This window comes from Elongatibacter sediminis (genome assembly GCF_037892215.1).
GTDB classification, from domain to species: Bacteria; Pseudomonadota; Gammaproteobacteria; order Xanthomonadales; family SZUA-36; genus Elongatibacter; species Elongatibacter sediminis.
Genome location: NZ_JAZHOG010000005.1, coordinates 251,260 through 272,493, shown reverse-complemented (window position 1 = coordinate 272,493; position 21,234 = coordinate 251,260). Strand labels below are relative to the sequence as shown.

19 protein-coding genes are annotated in these 21,234 nt (G+C 64.9%); 9 read left to right on the top strand and 10 right to left on the bottom strand.

The window, feature by feature from the left end; translation table 11 throughout:
• Nucleotides 1-43: 43 nt before the first annotated feature.
• From V3330_RS09645 to V3330_RS09630, 4 genes are read right to left on the bottom strand one after another with little or no spacing between them, the layout of a single operon-like run.
• Complete coding sequence (locus tag V3330_RS09645; RefSeq protein WP_354695202.1) at nt 44-1,525, bottom strand: carotenoid oxygenase family protein; 1,482 nt, start codon at nt 1,523-1,525, stop codon at nt 44-46.
• A gap of 35 nt (nt 1,526-1,560) precedes the next feature.
• Complete coding sequence (locus V3330_RS09640) at nt 1,561-2,361, bottom strand: DUF1295 domain-containing protein (RefSeq protein WP_354695201.1); 801 nt, start codon at nt 2,359-2,361, stop codon at nt 1,561-1,563.
• 37 nt (nt 2,362-2,398) lie between these two features.
• Nucleotides 2,399-3,157, bottom strand: coding sequence for an SDR family oxidoreductase (locus tag V3330_RS09635; RefSeq protein ID WP_354695200.1), 759 nt, complete (start codon nt 3,155-3,157; stop codon nt 2,399-2,401).
• A 36-nt stretch (nt 3,158-3,193) separates the two neighbouring features.
• Complete coding sequence (locus V3330_RS09630) at nt 3,194-5,074, bottom strand: AMP-binding protein (RefSeq protein WP_354695258.1); 1,881 nt, start codon at nt 5,072-5,074, stop codon at nt 3,194-3,196.
• Between the two features lie 215 nt (nt 5,075-5,289).
• Here V3330_RS09630 and V3330_RS09625 point away from each other — a divergent pair, with 215 nt between their 5' ends.
• Nucleotides 5,290-5,712 carry a nuclear transport factor 2 family protein gene (locus V3330_RS09625; protein ID WP_354695199.1) on the top strand — a complete coding sequence of 141 codons (423 nt, stop codon included), beginning with the start codon at nt 5,290-5,292 and terminating at the stop codon, nt 5,710-5,712.
• Nucleotides 5,713-5,748: 36 nt separating this feature from the next.
• On the opposite strand, the gene V3330_RS09620 is transcribed toward V3330_RS09625, so the two are convergent.
• Nucleotides 5,749-6,291, bottom strand: a complete 543-nt coding sequence (locus tag V3330_RS09620) for a nuclear transport factor 2 family protein (protein WP_354695198.1) — start codon at nt 6,289-6,291, stop codon at nt 5,749-5,751.
• 175 nt (nt 6,292-6,466) lie between these two features.
• On the opposite strand from V3330_RS09620, the gene V3330_RS09615 reads away from it, so the two are divergent.
• Genes V3330_RS09615 through V3330_RS09605 form a run of 3 tightly spaced genes read left to right on the top strand, consistent with a single transcriptional unit; the run spans nt 6,467 to nt 8,420 of the window.
• Complete coding sequence (locus V3330_RS09615) at nt 6,467-7,645, top strand: acyl-CoA dehydrogenase family protein (RefSeq protein WP_354695197.1); 1,179 nt, start codon at nt 6,467-6,469, stop codon at nt 7,643-7,645.
• Between the two features lie 17 nt (nt 7,646-7,662).
• Complete coding sequence (locus V3330_RS09610; RefSeq protein WP_354695196.1) at nt 7,663-8,034, top strand: nuclear transport factor 2 family protein; 372 nt, start codon at nt 7,663-7,665, stop codon at nt 8,032-8,034.
• Nucleotides 8,035-8,039: 5 nt separating this feature from the next.
• Nucleotides 8,040-8,420, top strand: a complete 381-nt coding sequence (locus V3330_RS09605) for a nuclear transport factor 2 family protein (RefSeq protein ID WP_354695195.1) — start codon at nt 8,040-8,042, stop codon at nt 8,418-8,420.
• Nucleotides 8,421-8,439: 19 nt separating this feature from the next.
• On the opposite strand, the gene V3330_RS09600 is transcribed toward V3330_RS09605, so the two are convergent.
• On the bottom strand, nt 8,440-9,417 hold the full coding sequence (locus V3330_RS09600; protein WP_354695194.1) for an NADPH:quinone oxidoreductase family protein: 978 nt from the start codon (nt 9,415-9,417) through the stop codon (nt 8,440-8,442).
• A gap of 267 nt (nt 9,418-9,684) precedes the next feature.
• Here V3330_RS09600 and V3330_RS09595 point away from each other — a divergent pair, with 267 nt between their 5' ends.
• Together V3330_RS09595 and V3330_RS09590 are read left to right on the top strand one after the other, a co-directional pair.
• A complete protein-coding gene (locus tag V3330_RS09595) occupies nt 9,685-11,943 on the top strand; it encodes a TonB-dependent receptor (protein ID WP_354695193.1) in 2,259 nt (752 codons plus the stop codon).
• 4 nt (nt 11,944-11,947) lie between these two features.
• Nucleotides 11,948-13,576, top strand: coding sequence for an AMP-binding protein (locus V3330_RS09590; protein WP_354695192.1), 1,629 nt, complete (start codon nt 11,948-11,950; stop codon nt 13,574-13,576).
• Nucleotides 13,577-13,605: 29 nt separating this feature from the next.
• Here V3330_RS09590 and paaN read toward each other — a convergent pair whose 3' ends face one another.
• The 3 genes from paaN to V3330_RS09575 are packed head-to-tail and all read right to left on the bottom strand — an operon-like array spanning nt 13,606 to nt 16,682.
• Nucleotides 13,606-15,297, bottom strand: a complete 1,692-nt coding sequence (paaN, locus tag V3330_RS09585) for a phenylacetic acid degradation protein PaaN (RefSeq protein WP_354695191.1) — start codon at nt 15,295-15,297, stop codon at nt 13,606-13,608.
• Nucleotides 15,298-15,738, bottom strand: a complete 441-nt coding sequence (locus V3330_RS09580) for a lipocalin-like domain-containing protein (protein WP_354695190.1) — start codon at nt 15,736-15,738, stop codon at nt 15,298-15,300. It abuts the gene before it with no gap.
• Nucleotides 15,735-16,682 carry a winged helix-turn-helix transcriptional regulator gene (locus V3330_RS09575; RefSeq protein ID WP_354695189.1) on the bottom strand — a complete coding sequence of 316 codons (948 nt, stop codon included), beginning with the start codon at nt 16,680-16,682 and terminating at the stop codon, nt 15,735-15,737. Before V3330_RS09575 ends, V3330_RS09580 begins: the two co-directional genes overlap by 4 nt.
• 242 nt (nt 16,683-16,924) lie before the next feature.
• On the opposite strand from V3330_RS09575, the gene V3330_RS09570 reads away from it, so the two are divergent.
• From V3330_RS09570 to V3330_RS09560, 3 genes are read left to right on the top strand one after another with little or no spacing between them, the layout of a single operon-like run.
• Entirely contained in the window at nt 16,925-18,610 is a 1,686-nt protein-coding gene (locus tag V3330_RS09570) for a class I adenylate-forming enzyme family protein (protein WP_354695188.1), read from the top strand.
• Nucleotides 18,607-19,836, top strand: coding sequence for an acetyl-CoA acetyltransferase (locus V3330_RS09565; protein ID WP_354695187.1), 1,230 nt, complete (start codon nt 18,607-18,609; stop codon nt 19,834-19,836). The genes V3330_RS09570 and V3330_RS09565 overlap by 4 nt, the downstream gene beginning before the upstream one ends.
• Nucleotides 19,836-21,035 (top strand): acetyl-CoA C-acyltransferase, encoded by a 1,200-nt coding sequence (locus tag V3330_RS09560; RefSeq protein ID WP_354695186.1) that lies wholly within the window; start codon nt 19,836-19,838, stop codon nt 21,033-21,035. The genes V3330_RS09565 and V3330_RS09560 overlap by 1 nt, the downstream gene beginning before the upstream one ends.
• Nucleotides 21,036-21,041: 6 nt before the next feature.
• Here V3330_RS09560 and V3330_RS09555 read toward each other — a convergent pair whose 3' ends face one another.
• The gene (locus V3330_RS09555) at nt 21,042-21,233 is read right to left on the bottom strand and encodes a CPXCG motif-containing cysteine-rich protein (RefSeq protein ID WP_354695185.1); all 192 of its coding nucleotides are present in this window, start codon (nt 21,231-21,233) and stop codon (nt 21,042-21,044) included.
• Nucleotide 21,234: the final 1 nt, after the last annotated feature.

Here is a 21,234-nt window from a genome sequence, read left to right as displayed (position 1 = left end):
CCCCTCGCTTCGTGGCTCGCGTCGCGGCGCTGCGTGAAAAACGTCAGGCGGCGTCACGGGCCGCGGCCGCGCGGATGTCCTCGCCGTGCGCCCAGGTCGCATGGGTGCCGCTGCTGATGCGGTGCGGCAGCATGATGCGGCAGACCGGGCCGGCTTCAATGTCCGAGGCGTCGATCAGCACGCATTCCGAACGATCCTCGATCATGTCGGTGACGAAGGTCACGAGATAGCCGTCGTCTTCGTTGGTGGCGCCGACGCGCGGGGCGAAGGCCGGCTCGCTGCCATACCGTTCGGGGCCGAGGTCGAGCGCCCAGCTGCGGCCGGTGTCGAAGTCGTGCTTGGCGACGCCGGTGAACAGGAACCAGCCCTTCTTCGGCACGGCGCTGTAGCAGTAGCGGTTGCGCCGGCCGGCGATGCGCTGGTTGATGGTGCCGAATTCGAGGATTTCGTCGTCCAGGCGCTCTTCTCTGGTTTCACCGGTTTTCAGGTTGAAGCGCCAGCGGTGCAGCTTGGGTTGCAGCAGGAACTGATCGAGAAAGGCCATCATGCGTTCCAGTTCCGGTGGCGCGCCTTCGTACTTGCCGGGAACGGGGTTTTCCTGGAAGTAGCCGTCCAGCACCACTTCGTCGCCGTCCTCCCAGGCATTCAGCCAGTGCAGCACGTAGGTCGGTGCGGCCTCGAACCACTTGATCGAGGACGGATCGCCGTATCGCGGCAGGATGCCGAAGCGCGATGGAATATCGGGGTAGAAGCGGGCGGCGTGGATGTCCTGCTTGAGCAGTTCGGGATCCCAGAACACCGGCAGGTCATTGAGAATGGTGTAGTTCTCCGAAAAGGCGATGTCGTGCGGCAGCCGCGGACCCGGAATTTCCACCGGGATGTAATGCTTCACGGCGTTGTCCGGACCGACCACGCCGTAGTGCATAAAGGGTTCGTACTTGCCGTAGTTGAAAAACAGCAGCTCACCGGTTCTCTCGTCCAGCTTGGGGTGAGCCGAGATACCGTCCAGCGGCGTCCAGGACTCCATGCCGAACTGCTCCAGGGTATACGGGTCGAGCCGGTAGCCGTCGCCACACTGATAGAACGTCGACAGAATCTTTCCGGCGTGCACGATCACATCGGTGGAGGAGGCATCCTTGAGATTGCCGTGCGCGCCCCAGCCCGGGCGGATCGAGCGCCTGGGGTGTTCCATCAGCCCCGCCCACAGCGAGTGACCGGCTTCCTGTTCGGCCATGAAGGCCTGGGTGCGCACGAAGCGGTTGCGGTACTCGGCCTTGCCGTCGCGGAAGCTGATGGCGTGGATCATGCCGTCGCCCTCGAACGGGTGGTAGCGGCCGATGGGCTCGTGCACGGGGTTCTCGGTATTGCGCACGTAGACGCCATCGATGTCGGAGGGAATTTCGCCGATGACTTCCATGTCGGTGGCGTCCCATTCGTCGTAGTTCGGCGTCCATGCACCGTTCATGTATGGGTGCTCGTTCGGCGCGATGGTGGGTTCGACGTGGTTCACTCGGTTTGCTTTCATGGGTATCACTCTCGAATATTCGGGTGCGGCGGCAGTCAGGCGCCGTTGCCGGACCGCTTGGGCGGCCACGGAATGAAGGAACTGGTACGGCGGAGGTAGTCTTCGTAGCCCGGCCGGCTGCGTTTGAGCCGTCGCTCCAGCAGCGCGGCGCCGCTCCACTTGACCAGGGTCCAGGTAAGCAGCAGCGGGCCGAAGATGCTCCAGATGCCGTTGGGCACCTCGACCGCGATCAGGAACAGGCCCCACCAGACACAGGCATCGCCGAAGTAGTTGGGATGCCGGGTATAACGCCACAGGCCGCGATCCATGACCTGGCCCTCGTTGGCCGGGTCGGACTTGAACGCGGCCATCTGGTGGTCTCCCACGGACTCGAAAAAGATGCCGATGGCGGCCAGCACCACGCCGGCCCAGCCCAGAGCGCCCAGTTGCGCCGGCTGGTCGGGAATCTGGCCGAGTTGCAGCGGCAGGGACACCACCCAGAGTATCGGACCCTGCAGCAGAAAGACCTTGGTCAGACTTTGCACGTGGACGTTGCCGGGCGCTTTTTTCAACAGCGCCACGTAACGGCCGTCCGGCCCTTCGCGCCGCCAGCGCAGGAACAGGTAGGTCGCCAGTCGCAGCCCCCAGACCGCGGTGATCAGCAGCATCAGATTGCGCCGTTGGGTGTCGCCGCCCGTCAGGGTCCACGTCGCGACGGCGACGATGACGAAGCCCAGGGCCCAGAAACTGTCGATGTAGGAAACATCGCGCAGCGGGATGCTGATCAGCCAGAGAACGACCATGCAGGCCATGATGATGGCGAAGTTGGTCAGCAGAATCTGTGTGATTTCATTCATGGGCGCGGTTTCCATAAAGGTTTGGCCGGATCACGGATCAACGCCCCGTGTTGAGGGTTTCCGCCTTGAGCAGGGCGGCCATCTGTTTTTCCATGCGGCCGGGATCGCGGGCGAGTGCGGCCCGCACGTTGACGGCGAAGGCGTCGGTGTCCATTTCGGAGATGTCGTGCTCGATGGCCTTGATCCCGGCGCGGGCCACGGTTTCCGGCGGCTCCTTGCGGCCCTCGACGTGGGCCGCCATGCGGGTATCGATGGAGCCGACGATCAGGCAACCGACGTGGGTGCCCTGATCGGCCAGCTCAGCGCGCACGCTGGTGGTCAGCGCACGGGCGGCGAACTTGGCCGGTGAGTAACCGCCCATGTTGGGGATCGGCACGATGGCGGCCGCCGACAGCACGTTGATGATGCTGCCGCCACCATTGCTGGCGAGTACCGGCGCGAAGTGGCGGCACATGGACAGCACGCCGAAGTAGTTCACTTCCATTTCATCGCGTGCGGCGGTCATGTCGGGGGCGCCGATCAGGGTCAGGTCGTGGAACGCGCCGGCGTTGTTGATCACAATCGACGTATCGCCGCAGGATGCCGCGGCCGCCGCCACCTGTTCATCCCGGGTCACGTCGAGTTCGACCGGAATGGCCCGGTCCGGATAGTCCCCGGCCAGGTGGGCCGCGCCTTCCAGGCGCCGGGTGCCGACGTAAACCCGTTCGGCGCCGGCGTCGAGCAGGCAGCGGACGAAGGACTCGCCGATGCCGCGGTTGCCGCCGGTGACGATGGCGGTGGATCCCGCTACCTTCATGTTGATTTCTCCTTGTGGTGCATGCCTGGGCCGGATTCAGATCACGATCACGTGTGGGTCCGGGGATTCCGCGTACAGGGCGTCGATTTCTTCGGGTCGGTTCTCGGCCGCCAGCAACTGGTTGACCGTGCCCTTGTCGGACAGCTCGTGACGGGCCGCGCTGGGCGGCTCCCGCATGAATGCGAAACGGCGAATGGCAGTGCTGCTGCCGGGGTTGCCCGCGTTCCACGCTTCGAGCGCCTGGCGGACGTGGGCGATCACCGCCGGGTTGGTCACCAGGGTGTCCGGCGCGGCCTCCGGCTGACCGGCGATTTCGCGCAGGCCCGCCGGACTGGGTACGCCGAGTACGGCGAGGTAGTCGCGGCCGAGCCCGCACAGCAGCAGATCCGTGATCACCGGGGACAGGGCCTCGATGACGCGGGCACGCACTTGGCCGGCGTATATCCAGGTGCCGGTGCCGAGTTTGAATTCCTCGGCCAGCCGGCCGGCGAAGTACAGGCCTTTCTCCGGGGCCGCCTCGTCGTGGAAGCGGGCGGCGTCGCCGGTGCGGTAAAAGCCGTCCTTGTCGAAGGACTGCGCGGTGGCTTCCGGGTTGTTGAGGTAGCCCGACATCACGTTGTCACCCTTCAGGCGGATTTCGTAGCGGTCGCCGTGGGGCACCAGTTTTACATCCAGACCCGGCATGGGCAGGCCGATGCCCACCTTGTCGGTGTGAAAATAGATCGCCATGCAGCCGGACGCTGTCTCGGTGGCGCCGTAGCCCGTGGTCGTGAATACGCTGCGGCCGGTCTGGGCCTGCGCCATCCGCTGCAGGCGGTCGAGCAGGGGCTGCGGCAGGCCGGCGCCGCCGTACAGCACCATGCGCAGTTTGGCGAAAAAGCGCTTCTGCAATTCCTCGTCGGCTTCGAGTTCGTCGATCAGCATCGCGAAACCGGCCGGAACGTTGCAGAAGTAGGGCACTGAAATCTCGCGCAGGTTGTGCAGGGTTTCTTCGAACAGCCCCGGAGCGGGTTTACCCTCGTCGATGTACAGAGTGCCGCCGAACACGGCCGCGGCCAGCAGGTTGAATGCGCCGGACACGTGGCTCCAGGGCAGCCAGTCGAGCATTACGTCGTCCCATCCGGACATGCCGCCCAGCACCTGGTAGGCCTGGAACAGGTTGGTCGTGAGCATGCGCTGCGTCTGCACCACGGCCTTGGGCATGCCGGTTGATCCGGAGGTGAGCACGTAAACGGCATGCTCGTCGACATCGGTCGCCGCGATGCGGGCGCGAATCTCCTCGCCGGCCGGGTACTCCCGCACGGACTCCCAGGCGACGGCATCGGCATTGATTCCGGAGGGGTCGGCGGTGACGGCGATGTGTTCCGTCCCGTCGCCGGCAATGGCCTCCAGGGCCGGTCCGAGGCGGCCGGAATCCTCGGCGAACACTACGCGTGGCTCAACCAGATCCATCACGTAACGCAGGCGTTCGTAACCGCCGCCCATCAGGGCGTAGTTGGCACTGACGGGGCAGGCGGTTACCCCGGCGGCGAGACACGCCAGCCGCATTAACGCGTGGCCGATGGAATTGCCCGAGGCGATCAGGACCGTGTCGCGCGGTCCGAGACCCTGGTCGATCAACCACTGCCCGATGCCGGTCGCGGCGGCGTGGGCTTCGGCGAAGCTCACGGTTTGCCAGTCGCCCGGTGCGCCGTCCGCCCCTCGGCGCCGCTGGCCGTAGATCGGGCGATCCGGCGTCTGAACCGCGTGGCGAGCGAGATGGCGGATCACGGCCGGATCGAAGGCCGCCAGGGGTTCGGCATAGCGCAGGTGCACGGTGCCGTCGTCATCAGCGCGCAAATCGAGCCGCATTTCCGGCAGTTCGCCCGTGGACGGTCTCGGGTGTTCGTTCACCGCGGGTGGCCGGCTGTCAATCATGGTGGGCAATGAAAATTCTCATCAGCTTCAAGGAGCGGCGGACCCGCAGGCGTCGAATTGACATCCGCCCCGGCCCGTGCAAATCTATCGAGTAAGTCTATTTGTGAAAGTTACCAGCACGCCCCGCGCTTGGCAAGTTGCCGGAACGGTCGCGCCGAGCGCGCCCGCCACCCGGTCGGCGGCCAGAGGGGCAAGCAACTCCGGGAGGAAGCGCTGTGTCAGAACCGATTGACGTGGTCAATGGAATCATCGAGGCGTGGAAGCGAACCGACATCGACGGGGTGCTCGCGCATCTGACCGAAGACGTCGAGTATCACTACGTCGTGGGCGAGCGGCCCCTGGTGGGGCATGAGTGGGTGCGGCGCTTCCTGGAGAAATTCGGCACCGGCCAGACCGATATCCGCTGGCGGATCGTCAATCATGCCCAAGCCGGGAACAAGATCCTGGTCGAAGGCATCGACGATTACGTGGACGCCGAAGGGCGGCGGATCCGCACGCCCTACATGGGTATTTTCGAATTACGCGACGGCCGCGTCTGCGGCTGGCGCGACTACGTGGATACGGGTCTCATCGCCAAAGCCAAAGCGCAGGAAGATTTTCCCGAATGGCTGGAAACCCTGTGCAGCAAGGGCGACTGAAGCCTGTCCAGCGTGAGGTCGTCGCGGCCGGTGGCGTCAGAACCGAAGGTAGCTGAGGTCGTCGGCCCCTTTGGTGGCCATGACCATTTTCGGGTCGTCGGGATTGAGGACGCCGCGGCACCAGCCCTGGTTGCTGGGCATGTCGCGGTTCCAGTCGAACACGATTTTTCGGTGGGCGATTTTCCATTCGCCGTCGCGCCGCTCGAAGCGGTCGCAAACGCGGCCACCGGTGAGGGTGTCCCAGTCCCCTTCGTCCTCGGCGACGCGCAGGAAGGTCAGAACATAGGCCTCGACGTAAGCCACCTCGACCCCGTCCCGTTCGCCTTCGAATTCGATGTGGATGTTGCACACGTAGTGGGCCATTGCGCCCATTTTGCGGATGCGGCCAACGGCGCCTTCGATATAGGCGTGGGCGGGTCCGGCGTAGGCGCTGCCGTGTTCCTCGATGGCATCCGCGTGGTAGCACGACTTGAGCATTTTTTCGTCGGCGCGGTCCACGCCGCGGGCGTAACGCATCATCACGTCCTGGATTTCGAGCCTGGACAGGGCGGCTTCCAGGCGGGCTTCACTGATGCTCATTAACGGTACTCCTTATGTTGAAGAAAGGGTTCGCGCGGTGGTTTGGCGGGGCCGCGGCCGTCGCGCCGGATTCTGCTATCATGCTAAGAACAAACAGTTCAATTATGCAAGTTAATTGGCCTATGACCGTTATTCTCCGTTTCCCACGACGCTTTTTGCGGCCTGGAGTCGCCTGATGGAGGCTTCCCTGCCGCCCGATTTCGACAGCCTGCGGCCGCCCTGCGCCCGGTTGACCACCGCGCACGAAGCCTGGCGTGAACGGGTTCGGGCCTTCGTCGACCGGCACATCGCGCCACACCTGGATGACTGGAACCGCGCGGGAACGTTTCCGGATGCGCTCTATGGGGAGACCGCGCGGGCCGGGCTGCTGGGGCTGGGATTCGCCGAGGATGTGGGCGGGTCCGGACCGGGCGGTGGGCTGTACGACCGGATCACGATGGCCGAGGAGATGCACCGCCTCGGTTCCGGCGTCGTCTATGCCGACCTCGCCACCCACTGGATTGCATTGCCGCCGGTGGTTCGCGCCGGCAGCGAGCGCCTGCAGCGGGAAGTCGTCCGGCCCGTGCTGGCGGGTGAGCACCGGGTGGCATTCGCAGTGACCGAACCGGAAGGGGGCTCGGACCTGTCGCGGCTGCGCACGGTGGCCTCCCGCGAAGGCGAGGGTTGGCGCCTCAACGGCGCCAAGACGCTGATCTCCGGAGTCATGCGGGCCGACTCCATCCTGGTCGCCGCGCGCACCGACACGGCCGAGCGTGGGGTTTCCCTGTTCCTGGTCGACGCGCACGGCCCCGGGGTGTCCCGTGAACCCGTCGAAGGCCTGGCCTGGTACAACGCCAGCATCGGCACCGTCCGTTTCGAGGATGCCGTTCTGCCGGCGGATGCCCTGATCGGCGATGAGGGCGGTGGCTTTCGCGCGCTGGCCGAGCAGTTCAACATCGAACGCCTGAGCGGCGTGGGTGCGGCGCTGGGACTCGCCCGGTCCGCCGTGGCGCAGGCGCTGGCGTTCACACGGGAGCGGGAAACCTTCGGCCAGCGCCTGGTCGACCACCAGGTCGTGCGCCATCGCCTGGTGGAACTGGCCGGCCGCATCCGGTCCGCCTACAGCTATCTCGATGCCTGCGTGGAGTGGCTGGAGGCGGGCGATACCGCGGTGGCCGATCTGGCGTTGTTGAAAATCGAGGCGAGCGCCGTGCTCGAACACTGCGCGCGCGAGGCCCTGCACCTGCTGGGCGGATCGGCTTACCAGGGCGCGCCGCGCCTGGAGCGGATCTTTCGCGAGTCGCGGATATTCGCGCTGGGCGGCGGAACGCCGGAAGTACTGCGCGACCTCGTCGCGCGGCAATGGAAATTCTGAGGAGAGGCCAACCACCCATGCAAAGCAAAATGGACGTCATACGGGAATTGATGAAAGCCACCGAAGCGCAGGACGACGAGGCCTTCCTGTCCTTCCTCACCGACGACATCGAGTACCACTACCACGTCGGTTCGCGCCCGCTGAACGGCAAGGACTGGGTGCGCAAATTCATGTCCAAATACCGCGAAATCGCAGCCGACGTGAAATGGCGCATCGACCGGCACGCGGAAAGCGGTGACCACCTGTTCGTCGAGGGCTACGAGGAATACCGGGACACCCGCACCGGTGACATGATCGCCCATCCCTACATGGGTATCTTCGAATTCCGCGACGGCAAGATCGCGGCCTGGCGGGATTACTTTGAAATGAACCAGAAAAAGGCGGATTGACCGATATGACCGATACCAATGAGCCGATGGCCGTGGCCGAGCGCTTCATCGACGCGCTCAACCACTGTGATGCCGATGCGGTGCGCGGCATTTATGCGCCCGACGCGAAGATCTGGCACAACTTCGACAACAAGCTGCAGCCGGTGGAAGAAAACATCGAAACGATGAAGTTCGTGCACAGCAAGCTCAGCGATCTGAACTACGACATCAAGCAGCGCATCCCCATTCCCGGTGGCTTCGTGCAGCAGCACGTGCTGCGCGGCACGCTGAAATCGGGCGAGCCGTTCGGGCTGGAGGCCTGTGCCATCGTGAAGGTGGAGGACGGCCGCATCACCGAGCTCGAGGAATACCTGGACACCGGTCAGGCGAAGGCATTGTTCGCCTGAAACCGGGCACCGCGCCGGTTCAGGCGAGGTCGATGAGGATTTTGCCCATCGCGCGCCGGCTGCCCATGATTTCGAAGGCTTTCGCAGATGCATCGAGCGGATAGGTCGCGGTGATCCGCGGCCGGATTTGTCCTGCGCGGAACCAGTCGAACAGTTCCCGGTTATTCTCGTCGTTGCCCGCCGGATCGCGCTTGGCCCAGACGCCGTAGAACACGCCCTGGATGGCGTTGTTCTTCAGCAGCACCAGATTGAGCGGAATGCGCGGGATGTCGCCGGCCGCGAAACCGACCACCAGGAAGCGCCCGTCCCAGCCGGTGGCGCGTAGCGCCGGTTCGGAATACTCGCCTCCCACGGGATCGTAGACCACGTCAGCGCCGCGACCGTCGGTCAGACGCTTGATTTCCGCCTTCAGGTCGGCCGTGCTGTAGTTGATGCCGGCTTCGGCTCCGGCCTCACCGGCCAGTTCGAGCTTCTCGTCGGTCGACGCCGCGGCGATGACCCGGGCACCCATGGCGACGCCGAGTTCCACCGCCGCGAGGCCGACGCCGCCGGCCGCGCCCAGCACCACCAGGGTTTCACCAGCTTGCAGTTTGCCGCATTGCTTGAGCGCGTAGTACGAGGTGCCGTGCGCGACCATCAGCGCCGCCGCGGCGTCCAGTGGCATGTCGTCGGGTATCGGCAGCACATCGGCCGCCGGCGCGACCCGCTTCCCGGCGAAAGCGCCGCTCAGCCCCATCGCAATCACGCGGTCGCCGGGGGCGAGGCCTTCCACGTCCGCTCCGACTGCCTCAATGGTGCCGGCGCTCTCGCCACCCGGAACGAACGGCAGTTCCGGGCGGAACTGGTAGCGCCCCTGCACCGTCAGCGCATCCGGAAAGTTCAGCGCGGCAAAGCGTGACTGGATCAAAACTTCGCCCGTGCCGGGCTGAGGATCCGGCACCTCTTCGAGGGCGAGATTTTCTATCGGACCGAATTCGCGGCAGATCAGTGCCTTCATCGTGGCGGACTCCTTTGCTTGCAAGAACCGAAAATTGAGTCTAGTCTAATTATGCAAGCATGTGGGGCAGCATGCGAAGCCCCAAGGGTAATAGACAGGACCAACATAACGACAAGAATCGAGTATTGACACCCAAAAACCATCCAGAGAGCGCAGATCACCATGAACCATGCACGATGTGAATCCAAGAAAAGCCGTTTGCTCGTAACCTTGGGACGAACCGTGGCAGTCCTTGCCGTCGGTTGCTGTGGGACCGTCCCGAGTGCCATGGCCCAGGAAGCGGAGCTGGGATTGCTGGAAGAGGTCATCGTCACGGCGCAGCGCCGCGAGGAGAACCTGCAGACCACGCCGGTGGCGATCAGCGCCGTGACCGGCAGCACCATCGAAGATAACCGGATCTTCAATGTGTACGATCTCGCTTCGGCGACCCCGTCATTTTCGCTGACGGCCCTGACGCCCCTGGACCTCGAGTTGAACATCCGCGGCGTCACCAACACCCGCCTCGACGCGCCGACGGCCGACCCGTCCGTGGGCCTGTTCGTCGACGATGTCTTCATCGGCCGGACTGGCGACATCAACGTCGATTTCTACGATATCGAACGCATCGAAATCATCCGCGGCCCGCAGGGCGTGCTGCTGGGCAAGAACGTGGTCGGCGGCGCGCTCAGCGTCTACACCCGCCAGCCCGAGTTTGAACGCGCCTCCCAGGTGATGGTGTCTGTGGGTAACTACGATTCGATCCTGGTGAATGGTTGGACGACGGGCGCCCTGACCGATGAACTGGCCGGACGCTTGTCCTTCCAGAGCCGCAATCGTGATGGTTTCGCCTACGATCTGCTTAGCGGACGCGACCTCGAAAACATCGAGTCGGCGCAGGTCCGCGGCCAGCTTCTGTATGAACCCAAGGACAGCGACTTCCGCGCCCGCGTCATCTTCGACTACAACGACGATTCGACCGATGGCATCAACAGCGTGGCCATCGCCGACCCCTACGAGGCCAGCCCGTCACGGTCGAGCTTCCGGCCCTGGAGCGGCCTGCGCGCCTTTCTCGGGCTGACCGATCCGCGGGTCAGCGTGCCCGAAGTGTCGCGTTACGCGGGCGACGATTTCGACTCGGTGCAGTATTTCAACCGCGAAAGCTGGGGTGTGACGCTCGATCTCGAATGGGCCTTCGATGGTTTCGACCTGACCTCGATCACCGGCTACCGCGACGTCGACTCCGGCCAGATGTACGACCAGACCGGCGCCGGCCCGGACGTTTTCGATACGCTGGCGGACTTCAACGACTATCTGGCCTTCGCGGCGGGCAGGGATCTTGGGCTGGGCGCCGTGCTGCTGTTTTCCGAGCCGGTGCGTGAAGACGCCAAGATCAAGGCATTCAGCCAGGAAATCCGGTTGACCTCGAATACCGACAGCAAGTGGGATTGGATCGTCGGTGGTTACTGGAAGCACGACGAGGTCGACAAATTCGACCGTTTCATCGCCGAGAGCATTACCGGTGCGCTGCCCACGCTCAGCGGTGAGAGCCACTGGGACAACCAGGGCGAGAACGACAGCCTGGCCGTGTTCGCCCAGGTCGGATACCAGTTCAACGAGGCCTGGAAGCTGACTGTCGGCGGCCGCTACACCGAGGATGACAAGGGCGGCGACGTGCAGGGTATCCAGGTTGCGACAGGCGACCGTTTCACCCCGGGAGATACGGCTCCGGCCACACCCCTGACCCGGCCGTTCCTGACCTCTTATGGCGACACCTGGTCCGAGTTCACCCCCCAGGGCATTCTCGAGTTCCAGCCGTCCGAGGACTGGTACTGGTACGGCAGCATTTCCACCGGCTTCAAGGGTGGTGGTTATGAAGACACGCCGGCCAACGAAATCGCGGCCACGATTCCGTTCGATCCGGAAACCGTGACCAACTACGAAGCCGGCTTCAAGGCCACGCTGCTCGATGGCCGCATGCGCTTCAACGCGACTGCGTTCTTCATGGACTACAAAGACCTGCAGGTGCAGCAGACCAACCAGGACTGCCTGTGTAATCTCACCGACAATGCGTCGGACGCCGAGATCAAGGGCCTGGAAGTCGAGGTGCAGTGGGCCGTCGGAGCCGGCGTCATCCTGTTCGCAGGCGGTTCGATGCTGGATACCGAGTATGTGGACTTTGTCGAAGCCAGTGGCGTCGACAGCTCGGGTAATTCCCTGCAGCGGACGCCGGACAACCAGTTCAACTTCGGTGTGAACTGGACCTTCGGTACCGGCAGGCTGGCGGATTCCTTGCGCCTGAACGCCAGCTATTACTGGCAGGACATGCTGTACTGGCAACCGGCCAACCTGAACGAGGAAGACGCCTACGGGCTGATCAATGCGCGCCTGACCTACGAGCCGCCGCAGTCGGTCTGGTCCGTTTCGGCCTGGGTCAACAACCTGACCGACGAGCTGTACCGCACCGGTGTGATTCCGTTCTTCGGCGAGGAAGTCAGCCAGTTCGGCGCGCCGCGCACTTACGGCGTGGATTTGCGGGTGAACTTCTGAACGGGTGACCGCTAAACCGTTCTACACCCCGCTGATGGATCTTGGCCGTCCGCATCGGGACGACTGCGTGCTGCCCTGGCTTCTGGAACGCAACGCCCGGGAAACGCCCGGCCGGGAGCAGATCCGTTTCGACGACGGCGAGGCCTGGACCTGCGCGGAGACCGTGGAGCAGGCGCGGCGCAGTGCCGGTTTTTTCGCCCACCATGGCATACAGCGGGGTGACCTGGTGCTGGCCTGGATGCCCAGCGGGGTGTCCATGCTGCGTACCTGGTTCGGCCTCAATTACCTCGGCGCCGTGGTCGTGCCGATCAACGTCGACTACCGCGGCGCGATTCTTCAGCACGCGATCCGCGAGTCCGGCGCCGTGGCCATGGTGCTGCATCCCCAGTTGTTGGAGCGCTTGGAACTCGTCGATGAACTGCCGCTGAGGCAGGTGTTCTGCGTGGGGGCGTCGCCCGGAGATCTGCGGGAACACGACGTTCCCGTGATCGCCACCGACCTGGTGGATGCCGGCACTCCGGTTGAACAACCGGCCGACGTGGACATCTGGGATCTGCAGATGGTGATCTTCACGTCGGGTACCACCGGTCCGTCCAAGGGGGTGATGTGTCCCTACGGCCACATGTACATGACCGGGGTGGCCACCTATGGATACCTGAACGCCGACGACTGCATGATGGTCGAACTGCCGGCGTTCCACGTCGGCGGCGTGGCGCCGATCATGGCGGCCCTTACCTACCGGGCGCGGATCGTCGTCTACCCCGGCTTCAAGACCGATGCCTTCTGGCAGCGGGTGGAGGAGCACGGGGTCACCACGACCTCGGGTCTCATCGGTTCGATGGCGAGTTTCCTGGCCAAGGCCCCGCCGTCGGAGAACGATCGTGACAACCCGCTGCGCATGATCACCCTGATGCTGAACGAGCAGGCCATCGAAGTGGCCGAGCGGTACGGTTTCGGTTATCTGTCCGGTTTCAACATGACCGAGTTGTCGGGGCCGCTGATTACCGAGCTCGACTGCAAGGTGCCCGGAAGCATCGGCCGGCCCCGCCCCGGCTGTGAGTGCCGGGTGGTGGACGACCACGATTACGAGGTTCCTGCCGGCGAGGCCGGCGAACTGATCGTGCGCACGGACCAGCCCTGGACCGTGAACATGGGTTATCTCAACCGGCCCGGGGCGACGGCCGAGGCCTGGCGCAACGGCTGGTTCCATACCGGCGACCTGGTGCGGCGTGATGCCGACGGTAATTTCTTCTTTGTCGACCGCAAAAAGGACGCCGTGCGGCGGCGGGGCGAGAACGTTTCGTCGATCGAGGTCGAAGCGGAAGTGCTCGGCTTCGACGGGGTGGCCGACGCCGCCGTGGTCGGCATCGAAAGCCCGCACGGCGATCAGGAAATCCTCGTGGCCGTGGTGCCGAAGGCCGGGTCCGAAGTAGATCCTCGTGCGCTGGCCGAATACCTCGTGCCGCGCATGCCGCACTACATGGTGCCGCGTTACATCCGGCCGCTGGAAGAACTCCCGCGTACCCCCACCAACAAGGTGCGCAAGGTCGATATCCGCGAGCAGGGGATTACCGACGATACCTGGGATCGCGAGGCGGCCGGTATGCGGCTGAAACGCACCCGCTTCGATTAGGGTCCGAACACGCCCCGGGGATGGGGATTTCAGGTGGTGGTTCGGGTTCCCTGCGGCCAGCGGCACTGCACGATACGGAACCGGTCGGCGACGAAGGCGAGGTCGGTCAGGCAGGCATTGCCAGCCGGATTCAGGCCGGTGACGTGCATGTCGCTGTAGGCCGCGGCGAAGTTCAACGGCATGGGTCCGGTCAGGTTGCAGGTCAGGGACGCGCCGGCGTCTACGAATGATTGCTCGGCCGCATCCAGATAATCGTTGTCGACCGAATACACGTGGGTGGCAATCGCGCCACGGGTGGCGGCCGTTGCGGCCGCGCTGGCCAGCGCCGAGTCCGGGTCGGCGTGGGTGATGACGAACGACACCGGGCCGAAGTGTTCTTCTTTCAGCACGTCCTGCCCCGGGCGCTCGGTGGCGATAATCAACGGTGTCGCGGTGCGCGCGTTCGGATACTCCGGATGAGCGTAGGGTTCCGGAGCACGCAGCAGTTCTCCGACGTCGGCGGCCCGGTCGGCCAGGCGCGCGAGCAGTTCTACGGTATTTTGCGCCTGCAGGGCCCCGCACAGTCCGGCGGCCTGTGCCGGGTTCCCGACCCGGGCATCCACCCGTCCCGCCAGGGCCAGCGCCAGATCGGCCGGCCCGATGCGGCCCTGATCGGTCTCCACGCCGCCAGCGGGGATATGGATGTTCTGCGGCGAGGTGCACATTTGCGCGGAGAACAGGCACAGGCTGTGCGCCACCGCGTCCAGCATGCCGTCGAGGTTGTCCGTGGATTCGATGACGATCGAATTGACGCCCGAGGTTTCGGTGTAAATACGCTTGTTGCCGAGGTTCTGTTCCAGCCAGGAACCGAAGCGCTGGCTGCCGGTGAAATCGACGATGGCGACCTCGCCGCGCTCCAGGTAGCGCTGCGCCACCGGCTCGTCCCGGGTATCCACCGCCAGGAGCACCATGTTGGGGTCGAGCCCGTTGGCGGCGAGTACCCGGCGCATCTCGCGTACCGCGATGGCCATCGGCAAAATGCCGCCTGGATGCGGTTTGACGATGGCCGCGTTGCCGGTCATCAGGTTGGCCATGATGGACGGGTAGGCATTCCAGGTGGGAAAGGACGCGCAGCAGATGACCAGGGCCAGGCCGCGCGGAACGAAGTGATAACGTTTCTCCAGCGCGACATCGGTCTTGCCGAAGGCCTTGCGCCAAACCGCGTGGCCGGGCAGATCGGTCAGGGCCCGGTGGGCGTAGACCACCGCTTCGAGACCGCGGTCCAGCGCATTGGCGCCGCTGCCCACGAACCCCATCATGTACGACTGGCCCGCCGTGTGCATGGTCGCATGCGTGCTCTCGAAACAGACCGATTCCAGCGCCCGCAGCATTTCGATGCACAGCGCGGCGCGCTGGTCGGGGTCCAGCCGACGCCAGGATCGCATCGCCTCCAGTCCGGCCCGACAGGAAATTTCGGGATCGGCAACAGGGTAATCGATGCCCAGGGGTTCCCGGGTATAGGGCGAGACTTCCTCGCCCAGGTGGCCGGTGACGCCCGGCAGTTCCAGTTCGAACGGCTGGCCCAGCAGAGACTCGAAAGCCCGCTTTCCGGCCGCCGGTGCCTCTTCGCCGTGCAGCCGCGTGCTGGGCGATTCCTTGAAGCCGGACCACTGGGCACGAGTCCGGCAGGCATCGGATGCCTGCTTCAGGGTGGGCAGGTGAGTTTCGAGCAATGTGTGCATTCAGGATTTCCTGGTGTCAGTCCGGCGCCAGACCAGTTCATGCCGGCGCACGCCCGTACCGAGCGGCTCCTCGCCGGTCAGGATCAAGCGGTCGTCCCGGAATTGCATGGCGCGCACCTGCTCGGTGCCGACCATGGCCGGATTCAGGCTGTAATGAACGGAATGGATTACGTGGCCGGATTCGACCCGGTAGGGGCCGGCATAGTGAAAGTAGGAGCGATAAGCATCCGCCAGGTCCGCGTCCGGTGCCCGTCGCGGGCTTCCTCCGGGCAGGAGCGGACGCTCCGGCCGGCAAACGGTGGCGCTCATCCAGCCGTCAGCGGAATACATCAGCAGGCCTTGCGGTGAGGCGCCAAACGGCTCGGAAACGCGCATGACGCCCGGCGTTCGGATGGTCCAGGAGCACAAGGTCCAGGCGCCGGTCAGGGAGGCATCGCTCATGAGGTTTCCGCGGGAATCGGCAGCAATTCCTGGTGCACCCGGTAGGCCAGAATGCGCCCGTCGCAGGCATCGCAGCGGACCTCTCCGTGCAGGGGCTCGCCGCAGGTGGTGTGGATGAGCATCATGGGCGGGCCACTGCCGTCGCCACACCAGGTGTCGCCCCACTGCAGAAGGGCCAGGAAGAACGGGAACAGGGCCAGGCCTTTCTCCGACAGGGCGTAATTGAAACGCAGCGGTCGCTCACAGTACGGGACCGCGAGAAATACGCCCTCCTGGGTCAGAAACTTGAGCCGGTCGGAAAGGACGTTGGTGGCGATGGGCAGTTCGCGGTGGAATTCCTCGAAACGCTTGAGCCCGTGAAACGCCAGCGCGATCACGTTGGCGGTCCAGCGGTCCCCGATCAGGTGAATCAGGTTCTTGTACTGGGCCCGGCCGCTGGGTATGTCGCGAATCGACTTGGAGGAACGGCGCCGCACCTTCATTTTTCGCAGATCGCGTGTGGCGCCCGGGCCGTCATGGAACTCGACGTCAGCGGCCAGCACGTCGCGGCCGCAGTGCCGGCACGCCATCTTGGGTGTGAAGATGTTCCCGCAATCCTTGTGGACGAGCTGGATGGCGTCCATTTCGGGCTCGCTGTAGAACCGTCGCTCCCAGTTCAGGGACATCATCGCGGTGTCGTACAGATCGATGGTCTTCCGGGTCAGGTGGTAGGTGGGACGCCGGCGGTTTTCGTCGGTGTAGCGCTTTTGCAGACAGTCGATGGATTCCAGCCATTTCAGACGGTCCGAAAGTACGCCGCGGGACATTCCGGTCGCCGCAAGCAACTCGCCAAACGTCTTGATCCCCCACATGACGTCTCCGATGATGAGCAGCGACCACTTGTCGCCAATCTGGTCCAGCGCGCGATTGATCGAACTGGCGCGGGTTTCCATGAGCTTACTCATGCATTTTCCTGGGAGTTGCCGGTTTTCGCAGGTGGGGGATTCGCCCTTCACGATACCAAAAAGTCCTGCGCCATGTTTCATAAAAGGACTTGAATGCACGGCCCTGCATCGCTAGTCTTTGATCAGAGGCTTTTATAAATGAACTTAGAACAAACACAGGATCTTGCACAGAATCGGCCGGTAGCGTTCACCGGGCCGGCCCGGCGTGAAGGTTCCGGTCGTCCCGGGGTCGGGTGCCGGTCTTGAGAACGACTGAACAAGCGCGTATCGATCGCCTGACGGCCGCCGGCCAATGGGGCACCACCACCCTGCATGATCTGCTGCGCGAACAGGCGCTCGATCGGCCGGATCAACTGGCGGTCGCCGATCCGCCGAACCGTGCGGCTTTTACCGAAGGTGACCAGCTGCGGCTGGATTTCGCGGAACTGGAGCGCGCGGCCTGCGCGCTGGCGGCCGATTTGCTTGGCCGCGGCATCCGGCCCGGCGATGTACTCATCGCGCAACTGCCCAATGTCGTGGAACTGGTGGTCAGTTACTTCGCCAGCAGCCTGGTCGGCGCGGTGCTGTCACCGCTGCCGGTTCAGTACGGCGCGCACGAACTGGGAACGGCCGCCCGCGTGCTTCGGCCCGCGGCGGTTCTGACCATCGACCAGGTCAAGGGCGTTCCGCTCGCCGAGCGCGCCGCCAAGGCCCTGCCTGGCGTGCCCGTGTTGCGATTCGCGGGTGCCGCTGAATCCGACGGCATCCTGACCGTGACAGGCCAGTGCGGCGATGCCGCCCGCAAAGCGGTGGATGCCCACCTGGCCGCGCATCCCGCCGACGCCAACGCCATCCTGACCGTGGTCTGGACTTCCGGCACCACCGGAACGCCCAAGGGGGTGCCGCGCTCGCACAATATGTGGCTGGCGACCGGGCGCACCAGCAGCGAGGCCGCCGCCTACCGGACCGGCGACCGGCTGCTCAACCCCTTCCCGCTGGTGAACATGGCGGCGCTGGGCGGGTTCCTGTTTCCGATGGCGTTGAACGGCTGCTCGCTGGTGCTGCATCAGCCGTTCGAGGCGGGCCTGTTCCTGACCCAGATTCAGGATGAGCGCATCAACTTCACCATTGTGCCCCCGGCCATGCTCAATCATCTGGCCAGGGACACGGAGAGCTGGAACCGCTTCGATTTCTCGGAGCTGCGGCGCATCGGCTCCGGGTCGGCGCCGCTGTCGCCCTGGATGGTCGAGGTGTTCGACCGCGATTATGGCAAGCCGATCGTCAACTTCTACGGTTCCAATGAGGGCATCAGCCTGTTCTCGACCCCGGAAACCTCGGTGGAACCGGACGTGCGAGCCACCATGTTCCCGCGGCTGGGCTGCGAGAACATGCCCTGGTCGGGTATCGCGCACGACTACGTGCGCAACCGGGTGGTGGCCCTGGAGACGGGCGAGCTGATCACCGAGCCGGGGCAGCCGGGCGAGCTGCAATTCGCCGGGCCGACGGTCTTTGACGGCTATCTGGGGGGCAACGATGACGGGGTGTTCACCGAAGACGGCTGGTTCCGCACCGGTGACCTGGTGGAAATTTGTGGTGAGCCGCCGAACTATTACCGCATCGTGGGCCGCTGCAAGGACATCATCAACCGGGCCGGCATGAAAATTTCGCCGACCGAGATCGACATTTTGCTGGAGGGCTTTCCCGGACTGACCGACGGCGCGGTCTGCGGCTATCCAGACAGGGATTACGGGGAACGGGTGTGTGCCTGCGTGGTGCCGGCCGATCCCCACCACCCGCCGGCGCTGGAGGCCATCAATGCCTTTCTGCTGGACCAGGGGCTGGCCAAATTCAAGCTGCCCGAACGCATTCATTACCTGGAGGCGCTGCCGCGCAATCCGCTGGGCAAGGTCCAGCGTCACGAGCTGGAATTACAGGTGAAAACCGCATGACCGAAATCTACGTACTGGGCGGATCCCAGACCGACTTCGCCCGCAACTGGGCCCGCGAGGGACTGGGGATATACGACATGTTCGCCGAGGCGCTGCAGGGCGCGGTGGAGAACTCCGGAGTCGCGCCCGATCGCATCCAGGCCGGGCACGTCGGGAATTTCGTCGGCGATCTGTTCGCCCACCAGGGCCTGCTTGGCGGGTTCTTCGGTCATGTCTACCCGGAACTGAACGGCATTCCCACCGCGCGGCACGAAGCAGCCTGCGCGTCGGGGTCCATGGCCATCCTGTCGGCGATGAACGAAATCCTGGCCGGCCACGTGGACCTGTCCGCCGTGGTGGGCCTCGAGTTGATGCGCAATGTGCCGGGCAGCACCGGTGCCGACTACCTCGGAGCCGCCACCTGGCATGGCACGGAAGACACCGACTGCCAGTTTCCCTGGCCGCACATGTTCGACCGCATTCTCGAAGAGTACGATCGCCGTCACGGTATCGACTGCGACCAGCTCAAGACCATCGCGCGCATCAACTTCGACAACGCCCGGCGAAATCCGCAGGCGCAGTCACGCAACTGGACCTTCACCGAGGCCAGCTTCACCGACGATGACGAAGCCAACCCGCCGGTCGAAGGCCGCATCCGCAAGATGGACTGCGGCCAGATCACCGACGGCGCGGCGGCCATCATCCTGGCCAGCCGCAAGGTGGCCGAGGAACATGCCCGGGCCACCGGCCAACAATTGCGGGATATTCCCCGCATCAAGGGCTGGGGTCACCGCTCGTCGACGCTGTTGCTAGAGCGCAAGCTGGAACTGAGTGCCGACCAGCCGCTGCTGTTCCCGCACGCGCGGGCGACTTTCGACGACGCGCTTCAGCGCGCCGGCATGGACTCGATCACCGACCTGGACGGCCTGGAGACGCACGATTGCTTCACCGTGACCGAATACATGGCCATCGATCATTCCGGCCTCACCGAGCCCGGCCAGAGCTGGCAGGCCATCGAGTCGGGCCGGATCGCACCGGGCGGTGATTTTCCGATCAATCCCAGCGGCGGCCTGATCGGGCTCGGGCACCCGGTGGGCGCGACCGGTGTGCGCATGGTGCTGGACTGCGCCCGCCAGGTCAGCGGGCACGCCGGCGACTGCCAGATTCCGGATGCCGAAAACCTGATCACCTTCAATGTGGGCGGCAGCACGACGACCTGCGCCAGCTTCGTCGTGGGAGTCGGCTGATGGCCGATGTCTTCATTTACGACGCGATCCGCACGGCCCGCACCCGGGCCAAGGAAACCGGTGGTCTGCACGATCTGAACCCGCTGGACCTGATGGGCTCGCTGTACCGGTCGCTGGAAGCGCGCACGGGCCTGGACCCGGCCACCGTGGGGGAAGTCGTCCTCGGCTGCGTGACCCAGCACGGCGAGCAGGCGGGCAACATCGCCAAAACCTCCACCCTGTACGCCGGCTGGCCGGCCAGCCTGTCGGGCATTACCGTCAACCGGTTCTGCTCGTCGGGTCTCGACGCGGTCAATTTCGCCGCGCTCAAGGTGGCGGCGGGGCAGGAGGATCTGGCCATCGGCGGCGGGGTCGAGATGATGTCGCGCGTGCCGATGCTGTCTGACCAGGCGGCGACCTTCATGGACCCGAAGCTGGCGGCCCGTTCGCGCATATTGATGATGGGCAACGGCGCGGACCTGATCGCCAGCCTGTACGACGTGTCGCGAGAGGAAGCCGACCAGGTGGCCGTCGACAGCCAGCAGCGGGCGGCGCGGGCGCGGGCGGAAGGCTGGTATGCCTCCATCGTGCCGGTGGAAAACCCGGTCAAGGGCATCACCGTGACCGAGGACGAGTGCATCCGGCCCGACGTGAGCCTGGAAAGCCTGGGTCAGCTCGAGCCGGCCTTCGCCAAGCTCGGGGCGATGGGCCCGGATGCGGCACAGCTCGCGGCTTTTCCGGAACTCAAGGAAATCCGCCACATCCACACGGCGGGCAATTCCCCGGCGATGTGCGATGCGGCCTCGGCGGTGCTGGTCGGCTCCGAAGCGGCCGGTCGGGCGCTGGGCCGAAGCGCACGGGCGGTGATCCGCGATGCCGTCAATGCCGCGGACGATCCCCTGCTGGTGCTTTCCGGCGCGGTTCTGGCCGCGGGCAAACTGATGGAACGCAATGGCCTGTCGGTCGACGATGTCGACCTGTTCGAAATTCACGAGGCCTTCGCCGCCACGGTGGTCAAGGCCCGGCGGGACCTTGGCATTCCGGCTGAGAAACTCAACGTCAATGGCGGCGTAATCGCGCTCGGACATCCGCTGGGCGCCACCGGCGCCATCATGCTGGGCACCCTGCTCGATGAAATGGAACGGCGCGACCTGCGGCGCGGCATCGTCTCGGCCAGCGGGGCCGGGGGCGGGGGCGCGGCGATGCTGATCGAACGTTAGCCCGGCTCAGTCGTTCTCGCGGGTGACCCGGACCGTGGTCTGATCGGCCGCGTCGATGGCGGCTTCGACGAGGATCGGCTGGCAGCAGACCGAGCAGTCCTCGGTGTAACGCTGCACCGGGACCGACGGGTCGATCAGTACCGTAATGTTTTCTCCGCAGTACGGGCAGTCGATGTCGGCTTCGTGCAGATCGGTCATC